Annotated in this window: 14 protein-coding genes; 13 read left to right on the top strand and 1 reads right to left on the bottom strand. The window is 49.1% G+C overall.

Annotation, left to right across the window (positions count from 1 at the left end; all coding sequences use genetic code 11):
* Nucleotides 1-235 precede the first annotated feature (235 nt).
* The 13 genes from NBH07_RS03120 (at nucleotide 236) to NBH07_RS03060 (ending at nucleotide 17,639) form a co-directional block, all read left to right on the top strand.
* Nucleotides 236-1,789, top strand: coding sequence for an SLC13 family permease (locus NBH07_RS03120; RefSeq protein ID WP_005862792.1), 1,554 nt, complete (start codon nucleotides 236-238; stop codon nucleotides 1,787-1,789).
* On the top strand, nucleotides 1,777-2,388 hold the full coding sequence (gene cysC, locus NBH07_RS03115) for an adenylyl-sulfate kinase (RefSeq protein ID WP_005862790.1): 612 nt from the start codon (nucleotides 1,777-1,779) through the stop codon (nucleotides 2,386-2,388). The genes NBH07_RS03120 and cysC overlap by 13 nt, the downstream gene beginning before the upstream one ends.
* 8 nt (nucleotides 2,389-2,396) lie before the next feature.
* Nucleotides 2,397-3,305 (top strand): sulfate adenylyltransferase subunit CysD, encoded by a 909-nt coding sequence (cysD, locus tag NBH07_RS03110; RefSeq protein ID WP_005857432.1) that lies wholly within the window; start codon nucleotides 2,397-2,399, stop codon nucleotides 3,303-3,305.
* Nucleotides 3,306-3,317: 12 nt separating this feature from the next.
* A complete protein-coding gene (gene cysN / locus NBH07_RS03105; RefSeq protein ID WP_005857430.1) occupies nucleotides 3,318-4,760 on the top strand; it encodes a sulfate adenylyltransferase subunit CysN in 1,443 nt (480 codons plus the stop codon).
* Between the two features lie 3 nt (nucleotides 4,761-4,763).
* On the top strand, nucleotides 4,764-5,867 hold the full coding sequence (locus NBH07_RS03100) for a cholesterol-responsive sulfotransferase (RefSeq protein WP_009017285.1): 1,104 nt from the start codon (nucleotides 4,764-4,766) through the stop codon (nucleotides 5,865-5,867).
* A gap of 35 nt (nucleotides 5,868-5,902) precedes the next feature.
* The gene (locus NBH07_RS03095; RefSeq protein ID WP_008772341.1) at nucleotides 5,903-6,886 is read left to right on the top strand and encodes a PCMD domain-containing protein; all 984 of its coding nucleotides are present in this window, start codon (nucleotides 5,903-5,905) and stop codon (nucleotides 6,884-6,886) included.
* 1 nt (nucleotide 6,887) lies between these two features.
* Nucleotides 6,888-8,882, top strand: a complete 1,995-nt coding sequence (gene ligA, locus NBH07_RS03090; RefSeq protein ID WP_009017286.1) for an NAD-dependent DNA ligase LigA — start codon at nucleotides 6,888-6,890, stop codon at nucleotides 8,880-8,882.
* Nucleotides 8,883-9,404, top strand: coding sequence for a DUF6913 domain-containing protein (locus tag NBH07_RS03085; RefSeq protein ID WP_005857421.1), 522 nt, complete (start codon nucleotides 8,883-8,885; stop codon nucleotides 9,402-9,404). It begins immediately after the preceding gene.
* Nucleotides 9,405-9,456: 52 nt separating this feature from the next.
* Nucleotides 9,457-10,350 carry a 4-hydroxy-tetrahydrodipicolinate synthase gene (gene dapA, locus NBH07_RS03080; protein ID WP_005857419.1) on the top strand — a complete coding sequence of 298 codons (894 nt, stop codon included), beginning with the start codon at nucleotides 9,457-9,459 and terminating at the stop codon, nucleotides 10,348-10,350.
* A 214-nt stretch (nucleotides 10,351-10,564) separates the two neighbouring features.
* The gene (locus NBH07_RS03075; RefSeq protein WP_009275092.1) at nucleotides 10,565-14,875 is read left to right on the top strand and encodes a CusA/CzcA family heavy metal efflux RND transporter; all 4,311 of its coding nucleotides are present in this window, start codon (nucleotides 10,565-10,567) and stop codon (nucleotides 14,873-14,875) included.
* 18 nt (nucleotides 14,876-14,893) lie between these two features.
* A complete protein-coding gene (locus NBH07_RS03070) occupies nucleotides 14,894-15,820 on the top strand; it encodes an efflux RND transporter periplasmic adaptor subunit (protein WP_009017288.1) in 927 nt (308 codons plus the stop codon).
* Nucleotides 15,817-16,878, top strand: a complete 1,062-nt coding sequence (locus NBH07_RS03065; protein WP_009017289.1) for a sensor histidine kinase — start codon at nucleotides 15,817-15,819, stop codon at nucleotides 16,876-16,878. Before NBH07_RS03070 ends, NBH07_RS03065 begins: the two co-directional genes overlap by 4 nt.
* Nucleotides 16,875-17,639, top strand: a complete 765-nt coding sequence (locus NBH07_RS03060; RefSeq protein WP_009017290.1) for a LytR/AlgR family response regulator transcription factor — start codon at nucleotides 16,875-16,877, stop codon at nucleotides 17,637-17,639. Before NBH07_RS03065 ends, NBH07_RS03060 begins: the two co-directional genes overlap by 4 nt.
* Here the strand turns inward: NBH07_RS03060 and NBH07_RS03055 are convergent.
* Entirely contained in the window at nucleotides 17,634-19,703 is a 2,070-nt protein-coding gene (locus NBH07_RS03055) for an ATP-binding protein (protein ID WP_009017291.1), read from the bottom strand. The two genes, NBH07_RS03060 and NBH07_RS03055, sit on opposite strands and share 6 nt — an antisense overlap.
* Between the last annotated feature and the right edge of the window lie 57 nt (nucleotides 19,704-19,760).

Below are 19,760 nucleotides of genomic sequence, written 5' to 3'. Positions count from 1 at the left end.
ATTTTAAGTTACTGTCAGCGGTGGGAGACGGAGCATGCTCCGTCTCTACAAGCCGTACAATGCATTCTTGTTTATTTGGTTATGAACGAAATTTAGAAGACTACCTTGTAAGAATATAAGTTGGCCCAGAATCAATCATTATTGGTCTATATCCCATATAATCCTAAAAATAGGTTAGCGAAAGGAGTGCGCACTTGAGTATTCTTATTATTTTTGCGCTCTTAAAAGTAAATACATGAATTTTGATATAGTGTTTGTGTTGCTGGCCCTGATCGGCATGATCGCAGCCTTGGTATGGGATAAGATGCGGCCGGGAATGGTTCTTCTGACAGTGGTCGTGTTTTTTCTCTGCGTAGGCATTCTTACTCCCAAGGAGATGCTGGAGGGCTTTAGCAATAAAGGGATGATAACCGTAGCCATGCTCTTCCTTGTCAGTGAGGGAGTGCGGCAGAGCGGGGCTTTAGGCCAATTGATCAAGAAACTGCTTCCCGAGGGGAAGACCACCGTCTTCAAGGCGCAGGCGAGGATGCTCCCGCCCGTGGCTTTCGTGTCGGCGTTCCTGAATAATACGCCGGTGGTGGTTATTTTTGCCCCGATCATCAAGCGATGGGCGGAGGCGGTGAGGCTTCCGGCCACGAAATTCTTGATCCCTCTCTCGTATGTCACGATATTGGGCGGTATATGTACCTTGATCGGTACTTCTACGAATCTGGTGGTGCACGGCATGATTCTGGAGGCGGGATATGAGGGCTTTACGATGTTTGAGCTGGGGAAAGTCGGTATTTTTATCGCTATCGCCGGTATTTTATATTTGTTCGCTTTCTCGAATAAACTGCTTCCGGACTCGAGGACGGATACGGTATCCGAAGACGGGGAGGATGAGAATCCCGGGAATTTCCACCGGGTGGAGGCCGTGCTGGGCGCACGCTTCCCGGGTATCAACAAGACCTTGGGAGAGTTTAACTTTACCCGCCATTACGGGGCGATCGTGAAAGAGGTGAAAAGCGGCGGACAGCGTTTTACCCGTAATCTGGATACGGTGGTGTTGCATGAGGGCGATACCTTGGTGTTGTGGGCGGACGATTCTTTTATCCCTACATGGGGTGAGTCTAGTGTCTTCTTGATGTTGGCGAATGGTAATGAGGCAACGGAGCCGGTATCGAGGAAGAAACGTTGGCTGGCTTTAGGACTGTTGATCTTTATGATTACGGGGGCGACGGTAGGAGAGTTGCCAGTCGTGAAAGAGGCCGTTCCAAGTATGCGCTTGGATATGTTCTTCTTTGTCTGCATTACGACAATCATCATGGCGTGGACTAAGATCTTCCCGCCGAAGAAATACACGAAATACATCTCTTGGGATATCTTGATAACGATCGCTTGTGCCTTCGCTATCAGCAAGGCCATGGAGAATTCCGGCTTTGCCTCCATGATAGCCCGCCATATAATTAGTATGGCCGACGATTTAGGACCGTATGCGTTGCTGGCGATTATATTTATTATTACCAATATATTTACGGAGTTGATCACGAACAACGCCGCGGCGGCATTGAGTTTCCCGATCGCCTTGTCGGTGGCTACGCAATTAGGCGTTGATCCGACCCCATTCTTTGTCGTGATCTGTATGGCGGCGTCGGCTAGTTTCAGTACGCCGATCGGCTACCAGACCAACCTGATCGTACAAGGCGTGGGAGGCTATAAGTTCACGGATTTCGTGAAGGTGGGCCTGCCCTTGAACTTGATCACGTTCTTGATCTCCGTGTTTGTAATACCTATGATATGGAAGTTTTAGAAAATAATATCTATCCGATTTTCGACCGTATGCTGGGTCGTGAGGATAAAGAGGCGCTTCTGGGGCAAAGGGGAGTGATGGTGTGGTTCACGGGTTTGAGTGGCTCGGGGAAAAGCACGATCGCTATCGCCTTGGAGCGTGAGTTGCATAAACGGGGATTGCTTTGCCGCATCCTCGACGGGGATAATATCCGTAGTGGTATCAACAATAATCTCGGGTTCTCGCCGGAGGACCGGGTGGAGAATATACGCCGGATCGCCGAGGTGGGTAAACTGTTTGTCGATACGGGTGTTATAACCATAGCGGCTTTTATCAGCCCGAACAACGAGTTGAGAGAGATGGCGTCCGCTATCATCGGTAAAGCGGATTTCTTGGAGGTTTACGTAAGTACGCCGCTCGCCGAGTGCGAACGCCGTGACGTGAAAGGCCTGTATGCCAAGGCCCGGAAAGGCGAGATCAAGGAGTTTACCGGGGTTTCCGCCCCGTTCGAGGCGCCGGAGCGTCCGGACCTGTCCTTGGATACCTCCGTATTGAGCGTGGAGCAATCCGTGAGCCGGTTGTTGGAGTTGATCATACCGAAAGTAGAAATTAAACACTGAAAAAAGATATGTCTGATTACAAGTTAAGTCATTTACAGGAGCTGGAGGCCGAGTCTATCCACATCATCCGTGAGGTAGCCGCCGAGTTCGAGAATCCTGTTATGCTTTATTCCATCGGGAAGGATTCTTCCGTGATGGTCCGTCTGGCCGAGAAGGCTTTCGCTCCGGGTAAGGTTCCTTTCCCGTTGATGCACATCGATTCGAAATGGAAGTTTAAGGAGATGATAGAGTTCCGTGATTCTTATGCGAAGAAATTCGGCTGGAACTTGATCGTGGAGTCTAATATGGAGGCTTTCCACGCGGGCGTGGGCCCGTTCACGCATGGAAGCAAGGTGCATACGGACTTGATGAAGACGCAGGCTTTGCTTCATGCCTTGGATAAATATAAGTTCGACGCCGCTTTCGGCGGCGCCCGCCGTGACGAGGAGAAGAGCCGTGCGAAAGAACGTATCTTCTCGTTCCGCGATAAGTTCCATCAATGGGACCCGAAGAACCAGCGCCCGGAGTTGTGGGATATCTATAACGCCCGTGTGCATAAGGGCGAGAGCATCCGTGTATTTCCGCTATCGAACTGGACGGAGCTGGATATCTGGCAATATATCCGTCTGGAGAATATCCCGATCGTTCCCCTGTATTTCGCCAAGGAGCGTCCGTGCGTGGAGATCGACGGTAATTTGATCATGGCGGACGACGACCGCTTGCCGGAGCAATACCGGGACCAGATCCGTATGCGTATGGTCCGTTTCCGTACGTTGGGCTGCTGGCCGCTGACCGGCGCCGTGGAGAGCGAGGCGGATACGATCGAGAAAATCGTGGAGGAGATGATGACCACGACGAAGAGCGAGCGTACGACCCGTGTGATCGACTTCGATCAAGACGCTAGTATGGAGCAGAAGAAACGGGAAGGGTATTTTTAACACAGAAGAGACATGGCAGATACAAAATTAAATATAAAGGAATTCCTAGATAAGGACGAGCAGAAGGACCTGCTGAGATTCTTGACCGCCGGCTCGGTGGATGATGGCAAATCGACCTTGATAGGCCGATTGCTGTTTGATAGTAAGAAAATATACGAGGATCAGTTGGATGCCTTGGAGCGTGACAGCAAGCGTATGGGCAACGCCGGCGAGCATATCGACTACGCTTTGTTGCTGGATGGCTTGAAGGCCGAGCGTGAGCAAGGTATCACGATCGATGTGGCTTACCGCTATTTCAGCACGAACAACCGTAAGTTCATCATCGCCGACACCCCGGGGCACGAGCAGTACACCCGGAATATGATCACGGGTGGTTCCACGGCGAATCTGGCGATCATCTTGGTGGATGCCCGCACGGGCGTGATCACGCAAACCTGCCGTCACACCTATCTGGTATCTTTGCTGGGGATCAAACATGTGGTACTGGCCGTGAATAAGATGGACTTGGTGGACTTCGACAAGGATACGTTCGACCGGATCGTGGCGGATTATAAACGTTTCGTGGAGCCGCTGGATATCCCGGATATCACGTATATCCCCTTATCGGCCTTGGATGGCGATAACGTGGTGGAGAAGAGTGATCGTACGCCTTGGTACGAGGGTACGTCTTTATTGGATTATCTGGAGAACGTGCCTATCGACTTGGATCGTAACTACGAGGACTTCCGTTATCCGGTGCAATACGTGTTGCGCCCGAATCTGGATTTCCGTGGGTTTAGCGGCAAGGTGGCTAGCGGTATCGTGCGTAAGGGAGATACGGTGATGGCGTTGCCTTCCGGGAAGACCTCGAAGGTAAAGAGCATCGTCACCTACGAGGGTGAGTTGGAGCAGGCTTTCCCGCCTCAATGTATTACGATCACCTTGGAGGACGAGATCGATATCTCCCGTGGGGAGATGCTGGTGCACCCGGATAACTTGCCGATCCGCGACCGTAATTTCGAGGCCATGCTGGTGTGGATGGATGAGGAAGCCATGGACGTGAACAAGCAGTTCTACATCAAGCAGACCACTCATACGACACGTGCCCGTGTGGATAGTATCCGCTATAAGGTGAACGTGAACACGATGGAGCAGTCTTCCGTGGATCATCTGGAGCTGAACGAGATCGGCCGTGTGGTATTTACTACCGGCAAGGAGTTGTTCTTCGATCCGTATAGGAGGAATAAGCAGACCGGCTCGTTTATCTTGATCGATCCGATTACGAATAATACGTCCGCCGTGGGTATGATCATCGACCGTGTGGACGCTAAAGATATGGTGACGGAAGACGCTTTGGCTACCTTGAACCTCCCGGAGATGGGAATCGGAGAGGAGCATTATGAGGCGATCCGTAAGGTTTGTGAGGAGTTGGGCCGGCAGGGCGTATCTGTGAAATGTATAACGGAAAAACGATAGGATATGGGATTGTTGGAGTTTGATAAGCTACCGATCAATACGTTGGTCGGGGCGGATTGGGATACGTTCAGGAAGGTGACGGCCCGGCAGCAGATAGACAAGGGCTTTAAGGGTAAGTATCGCCTTACGACCGGTGTTTGCCGCCTGTTGAGCGCCTTGAAGCCGATCGAGGATAGCCGGTTCAAGAAATTGGCCGATAAGCCGCTGGAGATGGACCCCTTGTTTATCTTGGGGCATTGGCGGAGTGGTACGACCTTTGTACATAACATCTTCGCCTGCGATAAGCATTTCGGTTATACCACGACGTACCAGACGGTATTCCCGCACCTGATGCTCTGGGGGCAGCCTTTCTTCAAGAAGAACATGGCTTTCTTGATGCCGGATAAGCGTCCGACCGATAATATGGAGTTGAAGGTGGATCTTCCGCAAGAGGAGGAGTTCGCCTTGTCGAACATGATGCCTTATACATATTATAATTTCTGGTTCTTCCCGAAACGCTGGATGGAGTATTGCGATCGTTACTTATTGTTTAACGATATCACGGAGGAGGAGCGGCGGATCTTCATGGATACTTTCATGCGTCTGGTTAAGGTTTCCCTCTGGAATACGAACGGTACGCAGTATTTGAGCAAGAACCCACCGCATACGGGGCGTGTGAAGACTTTGCTGGAGATGTTCCCGAACGCTAAGTTCATCTACTTGAAGCGAAATCCGTATACGGTATTCGAGAGTACCCGCAGTTTCTTTACGAATACGATCCAGCCATTGCGTTTGCAGGATATCACGAACGAGCAGATCGAGGCGAACTTCATCGAGGTATATCGCCGTCTTTTCTATAAGTACGAGGAAGAGAAGCACCTGATACCGGAAGGCAATCTGGTGGAAGTGAAGTTCGAGGATTTCGAGAAAGACGCTTTCGGCATGACGGAAAATATCTACGGGTCATTAAACTTACCCGGCTTTAAGGAGTCTAAGGCGGATATAGAGAAGTATCTGGGCAAGAAGAAGGGCTACAAGAAGAACCAATACAAGTACGAGGATCGTACGGTCCGGCTCGTAGAGGAAAATTGGGGCATGGCCTTGAAGGAATGGGGCTATAGCTTATAAATAAAGGGTTAGATAGGTATTAAATTGATAGAGGGATGGGTTTGAGTTTAAGAAAGAAAGCGTTATTTTTGGCAATCGCTTGTATGCCTTTGTCCGTGGTTCTCGCGGACGGGGATGGGGTGACATCGGAGAATGTGGTGCCCTTCGCTTATGGAGACATGGATAATTGGATTGTCCGTGAGATTCATGAGTCTGGCATTATCGGGGGAAATACGAAATGGCTTTATGAGCTGGGGCCCTCGGATACGATTGTCGGTAATACGGCGTTTCGTAATATGGGCGGTTCTCCGTGGGCTACTTCCAACGTGATGGCGAAAGTGGCGGGAGTGGTGAAAACCAATACGTCTGTTTTCCCGGAGAAACGGGGGGATGGGATGTGCGCCCGCATGGAGACCCGTTATGAGAGCGTGAAGGTTTTCGGTTTGGTGGATATCGAGGTGATCGCCGCCGGCTCCGTTTTCTTGGGTACGGTGCATGAGCCGATCAAGGGAACAAAGAACCCCCAAGCGATGTTACAATCAGGAGTGCCTTTCTCCAAGAAGCCGAAAGCGTTGCGGTTTGATTATAAGGTGAAAGCCGCTCCCGAGAAGAATCGGGTACGTAGTACGGGGTTCAGCCGTAAGAGTACGGTGGCCGGGCAGGATTCCTTGGCGGTGATCTTGTTGTTGCAGAAACGATGGGAAGATGCGGAAGGGAATGTTTATTCCAAGCGGGTCGGTACGATGGTGCAACGCTATACGGAATCTACCCCTGATTGGGTAAATGACGCTACTTACCCGATCCTTTATGGAAATATAACATCCAAGCCCGAATATAAACCGTATATGCGTATACAAGTAGAGGAACGTTATACGTTAAATAGTAAAGGAAAAAGCGTTCCTATCCAAGAGGTAGGCTGGGCGGAGCCGGGCGAGGCACCTACGCATATGGTGTTGCAGTTCACCTCCAGCCACGGAGGGGCCTATATCGGCTCTCCGGGAAATACGTTTTGGATAGACAACGTAGAATTAATATACTAATATGGTCGAAGCAAAGATAAAAGCCCTGCGTGATGAGCTGGAGCGGCATAATTATAATTATTATGTGCTTTCGGCACCGACAATATCAGACTTTGAGTTTGATAAGATGATGAAAGAGTTGCAGGAACTGGAGGCGGCGCATCCCGAGTTCGCCGATCCAGATTCCCCGACTCGGCGAGTGGGGAGCGACCTCTCGAAAGAGTTTGAGCAAGTGGTACATAAATATCCGATGCTTTCGTTGGGTAATACGTACTCCGAGGATGAGATCCGAGATTTTTATGATCGTACGGTCCGCTCCTTGAATGAGCCTTTCGAGATTGTGGCGGAGCTTAAATATGATGGCACTTCTATCTCTTTGACCTATGAGAAAGGACGCTTGACGCGTGCCGTGACCCGTGGCGACGGTACTCGTGGTGATGACGTGACGGCGAATATCAAGACCATCCGTTCGGTTCCATTAAGACTCCGGGGTTCTGATTTTCCGGAGGAGTTCGAGATCCGTGGCGAGGTATTGCTGCCTTGGGCGGAGTTCGATCGCTTGAATAAGGAGCGGGAGGAGCAGGAGGAACCCTTGTTCGCCAATCCTCGCAACGCCGCTTCCGGTACGTTGAAACAGCAGAACCCGGCTATCGTGGCCTCCCGTAAGCTGGATGCTTATTTCTATTATTTATTGGGTGAGAACCTGCCGGCCGAAGGGCATTATGAGAATTTGCAGGCGGCTCGCGCATGGGGTTTTAAGATTCCGGACGTGATCCGTAAATGCCAGAGCCTACAGGATATATTCGATTATATCGCTTATTGGGATGTGGAACGTAAGAACCTGCCCGTGGCGACGGATGGGATCGTGTTGAAGGTAAACTCGCTTCGTCAGCAGAGGAACTTAGGTTTTACGTCGAAAAGCCCTCGCTGGGCGATCGCTTATAAGTTTCAGGCGGAGCGTGCCGAGACTCGCTTGAACTCGGTCTCTTTCCAAGTGGGACGGACGGGGACGGTTACTCCGGTGGCGAACCTCGAGCCCGTATTGTTGGCGGGGACGGTGGTGAAGCGGGCTTCCTTGCATAACGCCGATATTATCGAGGGGCTTGACTTGCATATCGGCGACCAAGTGTATGTGGAGAAAGGCGGGGAGATCATCCCGAAGATCGTGGGAGTGAACGTGGAGGCTCGTTCGATGCTGATGGGGGATAAGGTCCGCTTTATCCGTGTGTGTCCGGAGTGCGGGACTCCTTTGGTGCGTCCGGAGGGAGAGGCGGCGCATTACTGTCCGAACGAGTCGGGCTGTCCTCCTCAGATCAAGGGGCGTATAGAGCATTTCGTGACCCGGAAGGCGATGAATATCAATATAGGCCCGGAAACGGTGGAGGATTTGTACAACGCCGGTTATGTAAAAGACTCGGCGGACTTATATACGTTGACGGTTGCCGATTTATTGCGTCTGGAACGGTGGGCGGAGAAGAGCGCCCAGAATCTGATGTCGAGTCTGGAGGAATCCAAGCAAGTTCCTTTTGAGAGAGTCTTGTTCGGTCTGGGGATTCGTTTCGTGGGAGAGACGGTCGCTAAACGCTTGGTCTCGGCTTTCCATTCGATCGAGGCATTGGAGCAGGCGTCCTTAGAGGATTTGGTAGCCGTGGACGAGATCGGCGAGCGGATCGCCCAGAGTGTATTGAGTTATTTCTCGGACGAGAAGAACCGTACGTTGGTGAACCGATTAAAGGAACAGGGCTTGCGGATGGCGGTTTCCGAGGAGCAATTGGCGAACCGTTCCGAGAAGTTGAAAGGATTGACGATCGTGATCAGCGGGACATTTTCCAAGCATTCACGTGACGAGTATAAGGCGATGATTGAGCAACATGGCGGCAAGAATAGCGGCTCCGTCTCAGGGAAGACCGATTATATCCTTGCCGGCGAGAATATGGGACCGGCCAAGCTGGAGAAAGCGGCGAAGCTGGGTGTGAAGATTATCAACGAGGATACGTTCTTAAATATGCTGGAATAAATGTTTACGAATTATTTTATCAAGAAGAAGATACAGGCTTTAGTGTCGGACGCTGGGGGGCGTCCGCATCGTTCCCTTTCCTTGGATGAGGCACGTTCGCTTTTGGTCTTGTATAATATAGAGGATCACGAGGACGTCATGAGGGCCTTGGAGCCTTTGCGCAAGGCGAAGAAGGATATCAAGACGTGTGTGTATGTGCCGTCCGGAGGAGCGGATATTCCTTTCGACGATTCCAATATTCCTGTACATTCAAAGAGCGATCTCAACGCGTGGGGATTCCCTTCAGATAGTGTCTTGGAAAAGGTGGGCGCTCTCAAGGCGGATATCTTGATCGATATCACCCGGCCGGGTTGTTATGCCTTGCAATACATCGCTCTCCGGCATCCATCCGCCTTCAAGGTCGGGATTAAGTATCCGGGCCAAGAATGGTACGACTTAGGCTTGACTGTAACAGATAAGGACGATATTCAGTATTTATTCGGACAGATATTATTTTATTTGCGTTCCATCCGTGCTAAATGATATAATTTCCTTATTTTTGCAGTGCTAAATAACAAAAAGGAATATTTTCCCCATGGCAGACATAAATTTAAAAGGAATGGGTGTGGCGTTGATCACGCCATTCAAGGAAGATGAGAGTGTAGATTACGAGGCGTTAGGCAAGCTGGTGGATTATCAGGTGCAGAACGGTACGGATTATTTGGTAGTGCTGGGTACTACAGCGGAAACCCCTACACTTACGGAAGAAGAAAAGAAAAACATTATAAGCTTGGTAGTGACTCGTGTACGGGGCCGTATCCCTATCGTATTAGGCGTGGGAGGTAATTGTACACGGTCGGTTGTCGAGAAGTTGAAGACAGATAATTTTGAGGGTATCGACGCTATCCTCTCGGTCGTACCTTATTATAATAAGCCTTCCCAAGAAGGGATTTACCAGCATTACAAGGCGATCGCCAACGCTACTCATTTACCGATCGTACTCTATAACGTACCGGGGCGTACGGGCGTGAACATGACGGCCGAGACTACGCTTCGCATCGCCCGTGAGTTCGATAACGTGATCGCCGTGAAAGAGGCTTCCGGCAATATCACCCAGATGGATGATATCATCAAGAACAAGCCGGCCCGTTTCAACGTGATCTCCGGTGACGATGGTATTACTTTCCCTTTAATGACATTAGGTGCGGTGGGAGTGATCTCCGTGATCGGTAACGCCTTCCCTCGTGAGTTTAGCCGTATGGTACGTCTGGCCTTGGCGGGTGATTATGATAGCGCACGTACGATCCATCACAGCTTCACGGAGCTGTTCAGCCTGTTGTTCGTGGATGGAAATCCTGCCGGAGCGAAGAGTATGCTGAATATGATGGGCTTTATCGAGAATAAGCTTCGTTTGCCTTTGGTTCCTACACGTATCGTCACGTATGAGAAGATCCGTGAGGTGTTGCGACAGTTGAGCATTAAGTGCTGATCCGCTTTTAACGGCAACGATTCTTATTATTTATATAGGATAACAAAAGGGGCTTCATGTGTCATAGAGGGCATGTGAAGCCTTTTTCTATTGATATGCTCCAACTCCTCATACCGATACTTCAACCTTGATTTCGGTCACTTCATTATTTTATACGGGGCAGACAAACGCTTACCTTTTATTTTTGTAACTATTATATTAAATAAATGAAGTGATGTTTAAAGCGATTGTCCATTTTTCTATTCAGAAGAAACTATTCGTTGGGTTGACAACCTTGTTTCTGCTTCTGGGGGGAATCTATGCCATGATGACTTTACCGATAGATGCCGTACCGGATATAACGAACAATCAAGTGCAAATCGTGACGGTATCGCCAACCTTGGCCCCGCAAGAGGTAGAGCAATTGATCACCATGCCTATCGAGATAGCGATGAGTAATATCATGAACGTGGAAGAGATCCGCTCCGTTTCCCGCTTTGGCCTGTCATTGGTAACGGTCGTGTTTAAGGAAAGCGTGCCTACCTTGGATGCCCGCCAACTTATAAACGAGCAGATACAGACCGTGGCGGGAGAAATCCCCACGGAACTGGGTACGCCGGAGCTGATGCCTATCACGACCGGCTTAGGCGAGATTTATCAATATGTATTGAGCGTGGAGCCCGGTTATGAGGAGAAATACGACGCCATGGAACTCCGTACCATTCAGGATTGGATCGTGAAACGGCAACTGAGCGGTATACCGGGTATCGTGGAGATCAATAGCTTTGGCGGCTATCTGAAACAGTATGAGGTGGCGGTAGATCCGGATGCCCTTTATTCCTTGAATATTACGATCGGCGAGGTGTTCGAGGCGCTCAACCGGAATAACCAGAATACGGGCGGCAGTTATATCGAGAAAATCAATAAGGCTTACTACATCCGTAGCGAGGGAATGATCGGCAAGATAAAGGACATCGAGCGCATCGTGATCACGAACCGTGGAGGGATACCGATTCATATAAGCGATGTCGGCTCGGTTCGCTTTGGTTCCGCCAAGCGTTTTGGAGCCATGACAAAGGATGGCGAGGGAGAGTGCGTGGGCGGTATCGCCATGATGTTGAAGGGTGCGAACGCCAATGTCGTGACCAAGGAACTGGAGGCACGGGTCGAAAGGGTACAGAAAATGTTGCCGGAAGGTGTTCGTGTAGAACCTTATTTGAATCGTTCCGAATTGGTAGACCGAAATATATCCACCGTGATCCGTAACTTGATAGAGGGAGCGTTGATCGTCTTTATCGTATTGATCATCTTCTTGGGGAATGTGCGGGCCGGCTTGATCGTGGCTTCCGTGATCCCGTTGGCGATGCTTTTCGCTTTTATCTTGATGCGTGTTTTCGGGGTCTCCGCCAATTTGATGAGTTTGGGGGCCATCGATTTCGGTATCGTGGTCGATGGATCGATCGTTATATTGGAGGGGATGTTGGCGCATATCTATTCGAGGCGGTTGATGGGGCGTACGCTCTCTGCCGAGGAGATGGACCGGGAGGTCGAGGCCGGAGCCGGTCATGTCGCCCGGAGCGCTACCTTTGCCGTATTGATCATTTTGATCGTCTTCTTCCCGCTACTTACGCTGACCGGGATAGAGGGCAAGTATTTTACCCCCATGGCGAAGACCTTGGTATTTTGTATTATCGGAGCTTTGATCCTTTCGCTCACCTACGTGCCGATGATGGCCTCCCTGTTCCTAAAGCGTACGATCTCTTCGAAGCCTACATTCGCCGATCGTTTTTTCGGGAAATTAAACGGGGTTTACAGGCGTACGCTTCATTTCTGTCTGCGTCATATCTGGGGAACGATCGCTTGTTCTTTCGCGGCTCTGGCTGTGTCCCTTTTCTTATTCACGAGGTTAGGGGCGGAGTTTATCCCTACGCTGGATGAGGGGGATTTCGCCATGCAGATGACGCTTCCCGCCGGTAGTTCCCTGACGCATAGTATCGAGCTATCGAAGCAAGCGGAAGAGACCTTGATGAAGAGTTTCCCGGAGATCAAACACGTGGTAGCCAAGATCGGAACGGCCGAGGTTCCGACCGACCCGATGGCGGTGGAAGATGCGGATATCATGATCGTGATGAAACCTTTCAAGGAATGGACCTCGGCCTCCAGCCGTGCGGAGATGGTGGAGAAGATGAAGGCTTCCTTGGAACCGATTACGGGGGCGGAGTTTAACTTCAGCCAGCCGATCCAGCTTCGCTTCAATGAATTGATGACGGGGGCCAAGGCGGATATCGCGATCAAGCTATATGGAGAGGATATGGCGGAGCTTTATAAGAAGGCGAAGGAAGCTTCTCTTTTCGTGGAGCAAGTACCGGGAGCCGCCGATGTGATCGTGGAGCAGGCGATGGGGCTGCCGCAATTGGTCGTACACTACGACCGTGCCAAGATCGCCCGTTACGGGATGAATATAGAGGAGTTGAACACGATCATCCGTACGGCTTATGCGGGAGAGGCGGCGGGTGTCGTTTTCGAGAATGAGCGACGTTTCGACTTGGTGCTTCGTCTGGATAATGATAAAGTGGCGGATCTGAATTTGGATAAGCTCTTTGTACGGACTGCCGAGGGAATCCAGATCCCGGTTAGCGAGGTCGCTACGATCGAGCTGGTCAACGGGCCTCTACAGATTAACCGGGATGCCACGAAACGCCGTATCGTGATCGGGGTGAATGTCCGTGACGCTGATATCCAGAAAGTCGTGCGTACTATCCAAGAAACCCTTGACAAGCATATCAAGCTGGAACCGGGATACTACTTTGAGTATGGCGGCCAGTTCGAGAACTTGCGGAATGCGATCGATACGCTTACGATCGTGATACCGGTCGCCTTGTCATTGATCTTATTGCTGTTGTTCTTTGCCTTTAAGAGTGTTACCTACTCGCTGGTGGTATTTTCTACCGTCCCGTTATCCTTGATAGGGGGTATTCTGGCCCTTTGGTTACGAGGGTTGCCTTTCAGTATATCGGCGGGGGTCGGCTTTATCGCCTTGTTTGGCGTAGCGGTCTTGAATGGTATATTAATGATTAATCATTTTAATAACTTACGGAAACAAACTAAATATCAAATGACAACGAATCGTATCCTCGCGAAAGGATGTCCGCATCTACTTCGCCCCGTATTCTTGACCGGCTTGGTAGCTTCTCTAGGATTCGTGCCGATGGCGATAGCGAAGTCCGCGGGCGCGGAGGTGCAACGTCCGTTAGCGACGGTCGTGATCGGAGGCTTGATTGTCTCCACGATCTTGACGTTGATTATTATCCCGGTATTTTATCGGTTGGTAAATAGCTCGGCCGCTTGGAAGCGCCAACGCTGGTTGAAGCGCCTATTGCCGTTTCTTCTTTTTTTAGGTATCTTATTCCCCACGCATGCCCAACAGACGGTGTCGTTGGAAGAAGCCGTGACGATCGCCTTGGAGAATCATCCTCGCCTGAAGACTGCCACGGCATCCATTGAACGTAGTCGTGCTTCACGGGGAGAGAGCTGGGAGGTGTCACCGACCACCTTTAATTATTCATGGGGACAGATCAACGGTGAGACACGAAACGACAATCAGATGGAGATCACGCAATCCTTAGGCTCTCTATTGACCCCATTTTATAAGAACGCCTTGGTGAACCGTCAAGTCGCCACGGGAGAATATTACCGGGACTTGGTGAAGAAGGAGATTACGGCCGAGGTAAAACGGGCATGGGCTTATTATCAATATGCCTTTCATCTATGTGCCTTGTATAAAGAGCAGATCGAGTGGGCCGGACGTTTGCGAAAGGCAAGTCAGTTGCGTTATGAGCAAGGGGATATCACGCTATTGGAGCGGAATATGTCATCTACCTTGGTCGCCGATCTGCAAACCCGTTTGTCGCAGGCGGAGGAGGAGTTGCAATTGGCTGCCCGTCGTTTCTCATGGACTTGTTATTCGGATTCCCCATTGCTGCCTATGGATACGACATTGGTTTTATTCCCCGCTCGCGTAGCCGAGATCGCTCCGTCCGATATCCATCTGAATTACTTCCGGAGCGTGGCCGATGAGAAGAAAGCCATGCTTCGTATCGAACGAAGCCGTTTCTTCCCGGAACTATCGGTAGGATATGTGCGTCAGAAAATAGCCCCGTTGAGCGGTCTGGACTCTTGGATGGTCGGGATCTCGTTCCCGGTATTGTTCTTCCCGCAGCATAGCCGGGTAAGGCAAGCGAAGATCGATTCCTATATCGCCCGCACGGAAGCGGAGAGTAACATCCGTCAATTGAACAATAAGGTGGAGGAGTTGAGCGTCGCGCTTCGTAAGGAAGGAGAGCATATCCGCTATTATACGACCGGCGCTTTACCGGAAGCGGATGCTTTGTTGAAGAGCGCGACGGTACAGTTCAAAGAGAGCGAGACAGATATCACGCAGTTTGTTCAAAGCCTGAACGCCGCCCGGGAGATCCGGCGGGGATATATTGAGGCCGTATATGCCTATAATATATCGGCGCTTGAGTTGGAGTTGTATAGTAGATAACCAGAAAAATAGTATAAGATGAAAAAGATATGGATTCCTGCGGCTCTTATGGCATTGGCCGCATGCAGTATGACAAACAACGCGGAGAAAGGACAGGGCGATTCGCAAGACATAACTGCCCGGCTCGCTATTACTCAAGTAGCGGAAAGCGTACCGTCCGAACCATCCGTGGATAGCGTAGAGGTGGATGGGATTTCCTCGGCAACGGCCCTTCCGAATCACTCCTCTTTCAACGGGATCATGGTAGTTCCCCCGCAGCGGCAGGCTACGGTTACGTTGACGATGGGAGGCACGGTTCATGCTACTACGCTGCTTCCGGGCGATTATGTGAAGAAGGGCTCCGTGGTCGTCAGCTTGGAGAATCCGGATTTTATCACGTTGCAACAGACCTATTTGGATGCCCATGCCCAAACGGAATACTTAGAGGCTGAGTATAAAAGGCAACAGCGTTTGAGCGAGCAAGAAGCGGCCTCGCAAAAACGTTTCCAGCAAAGCAAGGCGGATTATCTTTCCATGAAGAGCCGTCAAGATGCCGCCGCTGCGCAACTTGCTATCCTAGGTGTCTCCGCCGGCGATCTTCTGGAAGACGGTATCCAACCTTATTTGGAGGTAAAAGCGCCACTGAGCGGTTATGTCGCCGGGCTGTCCATTAATCTCGGTAAATACGTGAACGCGGGCGAACCGATCTGTGATGTGATCGATAAAGGCGAGACTCTCCTTTGCCTGACCGCTTATGAGAAGGATTTAGCGGACTTATCCATTGGGAACCAAGTACAGTTCCGGGTGAATGGAATGGGGAAGGAGACCTTCCATGCGGTCTTGATCTCGATCGGACAGGAGGTGGACGAGACGAGCCGTTCCTTGGAAATGTACGCTCGGGTGAAAGAGACGAATCCCCGTTTTCGTCCCGGTATGTATGTTTCCGCACGGGTAGAGAAGAAATGACTATCTTTGCCTTCATGAAGAAAATGAATATAAAGAATAAATATGTGTTCTCGTTGGTCATCATATCGATCATGGTGGCCTTCTTGATCCATTTCCCGGAATTGGTGTCGTTGTTTGACGTTACCGGGCAGAACGCTCTTTTCCCGGATATGTCGGTATTGGATGTAGCGAATGAGGTCTTTTTCACCTTCGTGTCCCTCTTGCTGCTATTTGCGATGAACACGTATGTCTTTGGTTTCAATCGGCAGAAAGCGCGTATCTCTTGGCAGAAGGTCCTTCTCTCGTTCGTAATGACTTGGTGCGTGAATAATTTATTAGGAAAAGGTTTCGTGTTCTTGCACCATCAGTTTGATATTCCGGCGATCGACGCCTTGGTACATCATTATCTGCATCCGTTGAGGGATTTTATCATGTCGTGTGTCGTTACGGGGAGTTGCTATATGATTTACCTGATTCGTCAAAGCCAGCAAGTACAGGTCGAGAACCAGCAATTGCGGGCGGAGAATCTATTGAACCAATATGAGGCGTTGAAGAGTCAGCTTAATCCTCATATGTTATTTAATTCCTTAAATACGCTCCGTTCCTTGATCCGGGAGACTCCCGGGAAGGCACAAGAATATTTGCAGGAGTTATCCCGTGTCTTACGTTATACCTTGCAAGAGAATGAGTGCCGTAGTGTTACTTTACGGGAGGAGATGGATTTCGTGAACGCTTATATCTTCCTTTTGAAAATGCGCTATGAGGATAATCTAGTCTTCGATATAGACTTAGGGAAAGAGCACGAGTCTAAGCAACTGCCTCCTATGTCGGTGCAGCTTTTGATCGAGAACGCCGTGAAGCATAACGAGATCAGCAACCGTCATTCATTGACCATATCCGTTCGTTCTGGCCATGATTCCTTGACGGTTAGCAATCCTATCCAACCGAAATTGACACATAGCGGAGGCACCGGTATTGGCTTGGTGAACCTGAGTAAACGTTATAACCTCTTGTATAAGAAAGATATTTCCATAAAAGAAGATGCTAGTATATTCAGCGTAACAATCCCTTTGGTATGAAAGCTTTGATAATAGAAGACGAGAAAGCGGCTGTCCGTAATTTGATGGCATTGCTGGGAGAGGTTGATCCGGATATCGAGGTGATCGATGTCCTAGATAGTATTACGGATAGTGTTGAATGGTTTCAATCGCATCCAATGCCGGAACTTATCTTTCTGGATATCCATTTGGCGGATGGTTCGGCCTTTGAGATCTTCGGTCATGTAGATATCTCTTGCCCGATCATTTTCACGACAGCCTATGATGAATATGCGCTGAAAGCGTTTAAAGTGAATAGCGTAGATTATCTGTTGAAACCGATCGACGCGGATGATATACGGAAAGCTTTGGATAAGTTGTCACGGTTACAATCGACGGCTGTGGAGAAAGAAGCGATCGATTATTCCGCTGTCATGCAAGCCTTGAAGCGGGTGGAAGGATATAAAACGCATTTCTTGATCCCTGTGAAAGGGGATAAGCTGCTACCTGTTTCCGTGGATATGATCTTATTTTTCTATATAGCGGACGGAAATGTAAAGGCGGTGATGACGGACGGGAAGGAATACCTTTTCACGCAAACCTTGGATGAGTTAGCCGATAGCCTTGATCCTGCCTTGTTCTTCCGGATCAATCGTCAGTACTTGATATCCAGAAAGGCGGTGCAAGATATCGATCTCTGGTTTAACGGACGCCTTGCGGTCAATTTGATCGTACCGACCTTGGAGCGTATATTGGTTAGCAAGGCGAGAGTGCCGGATTTCAAGACGTGGTTTACGTCATGATGGATTATCAAGAGGGTTGTAGGGATGGAGTACGATGAACCGGGCTCCATGCTTATACGTCGGGTCTAATTGAATGGAGCCACCTAAATGCTCGATAATTGTTTGGCTGATGGATAACCCTAAGCCTGTACCCTGCGCGTATTCATCTACCTTTTCGAAACGCTCGAATATGACTTTCTGCTTATCCTCCGGTATTCCACATCCGGTATCGGTTACGGTGATACGTACATGCTGCTTGTCCTCATCTATTTGATAAGATAGGTTGATCTCTCCTTCTTTCGTGAACTTGCAGGCATTGGTCAATAAGTTTATCAATAATTGTTGGAGACGTATCGAATCTGTCTGGATATGTAAGGGGTCTTCAGAAGGTGTATAGGTCAATTGAACACCCGGAAAGACCCGGTGCTCTACACTTGCCAAAGCGTTCCGGCAACAATCCGATAAGCTTGTCTTCTCTATAATGAACTTCATATTCCCGGATTCTAGGCGAGAAAGGTCAAGAATGTCATTTATCAGATTAAGTAATAAATAAGAGTTATTGTTGATAATGGAGAAAAACTCTTTCTTTTCGCCAGCGGAAATAGATTCATCGGATATTAATTCCGAAAAGCCGACAATCGCGTTAAGCGGCGTACGGATCTCATGGCTGATATTGGCGATAAACGTGCTTTTCATCTGGTTGGCGTGTTCCGCTATCTCTTTGGCTGTACGAAGTTGACGCTCGGACTCTACTAAGGCTTCCTTGTCTTTCATAAGTTCTCGTTGGTAGCGGCGTGCGGAGCGATAGGACTTGTATACGATGTATAGCATCACTAAAAGCACGATCGATACTACGAGTAGAATAATCATTAACAACCTTTGGGTATGCAGTTGTTGTTCACGTAGCTGTAGTTCATATGCCTGCATCTCTTGATTGTTTAGATCATGTAATGTCCGGAGCTGATTGATCTGCCGGTTGAAGGCCTCGTCATGCAACATCTTGGTATGTTCTACAACTTCTCTACTAAATGCGAGCGCTTCTTTATAACGTCCCAATGCTTCGAGTATCTCGACTTTCAGCTCCGAGGTTCGTATATCTTCTTCTGTTAATTTATTTTTATCTATGATATTCAGCGCCCTTTCATACATACCTATTAAATAGTAATACTTGGCGAAAACGAAGTTGTAGCAGAATTCCGTATAATCATCTCCGGTTTTCTCTACGATCGGTGTCGCTTTCAACAAGGCGTCCAATGTCTCCTTGGGCTTGTCTTGAAGGACATACATATCCGCATAAAAAACATACATTAACGCACGGCAACGATCCACGGGGAAAGCGGTTCCTTGCTCTTCATTCTCTCTTTCTCTATCTTGGATCATTTCATCGTAACGAGTTAATAATTCCTTGGCTTCGGTGAAATGGTCGGTTCGAAGATAAGATTCGATGAGGTTTCCCATGTATTGCATCTCGAATTTCGGATTGTCACCTCGTTTCTGTAATAAATCGAGACCTTCCCGATAAGCTACTATCGCATCACTATCCCGATGTATCTCTTGATAGATTAAACCTAGGTTCTCATTGCAACAAATCAATCCATATTCACTTTTTGTATCACGGGCATAGTTGTATAGGCTGATCGCCCCGTTCATTGCTAACTCATAATTGCCGTCCCATAGATCCATTTGGCAAATGAATCCTCGTGCATCGAATAATGCGTCTGGAACCTCATTCTTGGCCGCGGCCAATGAATCTATCTTATGCGACCAGTAAATCAGGCTATCCCTGTTTTGTATATTGTAATAATGGCGGGATAAGTTGGCCCATGCGTAATATAAAGAAGCATGACCTTTCAAAGTGGAGCTTGCCACATCCGCCATTTTGTTTAGGTAAACAATCTCCTTGGGCGTTTGCCTGTACATTGTCGCTAAATCTTTATATAACTCGATCTGTTCATCTACGGTTGGCGAGGACTTTAATAGGGATAAAAGACTATCTTCCCTTTGTTGGGTAGTATAGGTGTTTTCCGCTAAAGAAAACATTGGGATCATTAAATAGATAAATAATACTAAATAGGTATTTCTCATGATATTGTATGATGTTCAATACAAAAATACATTTTAATATTAAATATCAAGCGTATG

It is taken from the genome of Parabacteroides sp. B2-S-102 (genome assembly GCF_023656665.1).
Classification (GTDB): Bacteria; Bacteroidota; Bacteroidia; order Bacteroidales; family Tannerellaceae; genus Parabacteroides; species Parabacteroides distasonis.
Note: the sequence above shows the minus strand (reverse complement) of the source record. Positions and strands in the feature narration are given on the sequence as shown.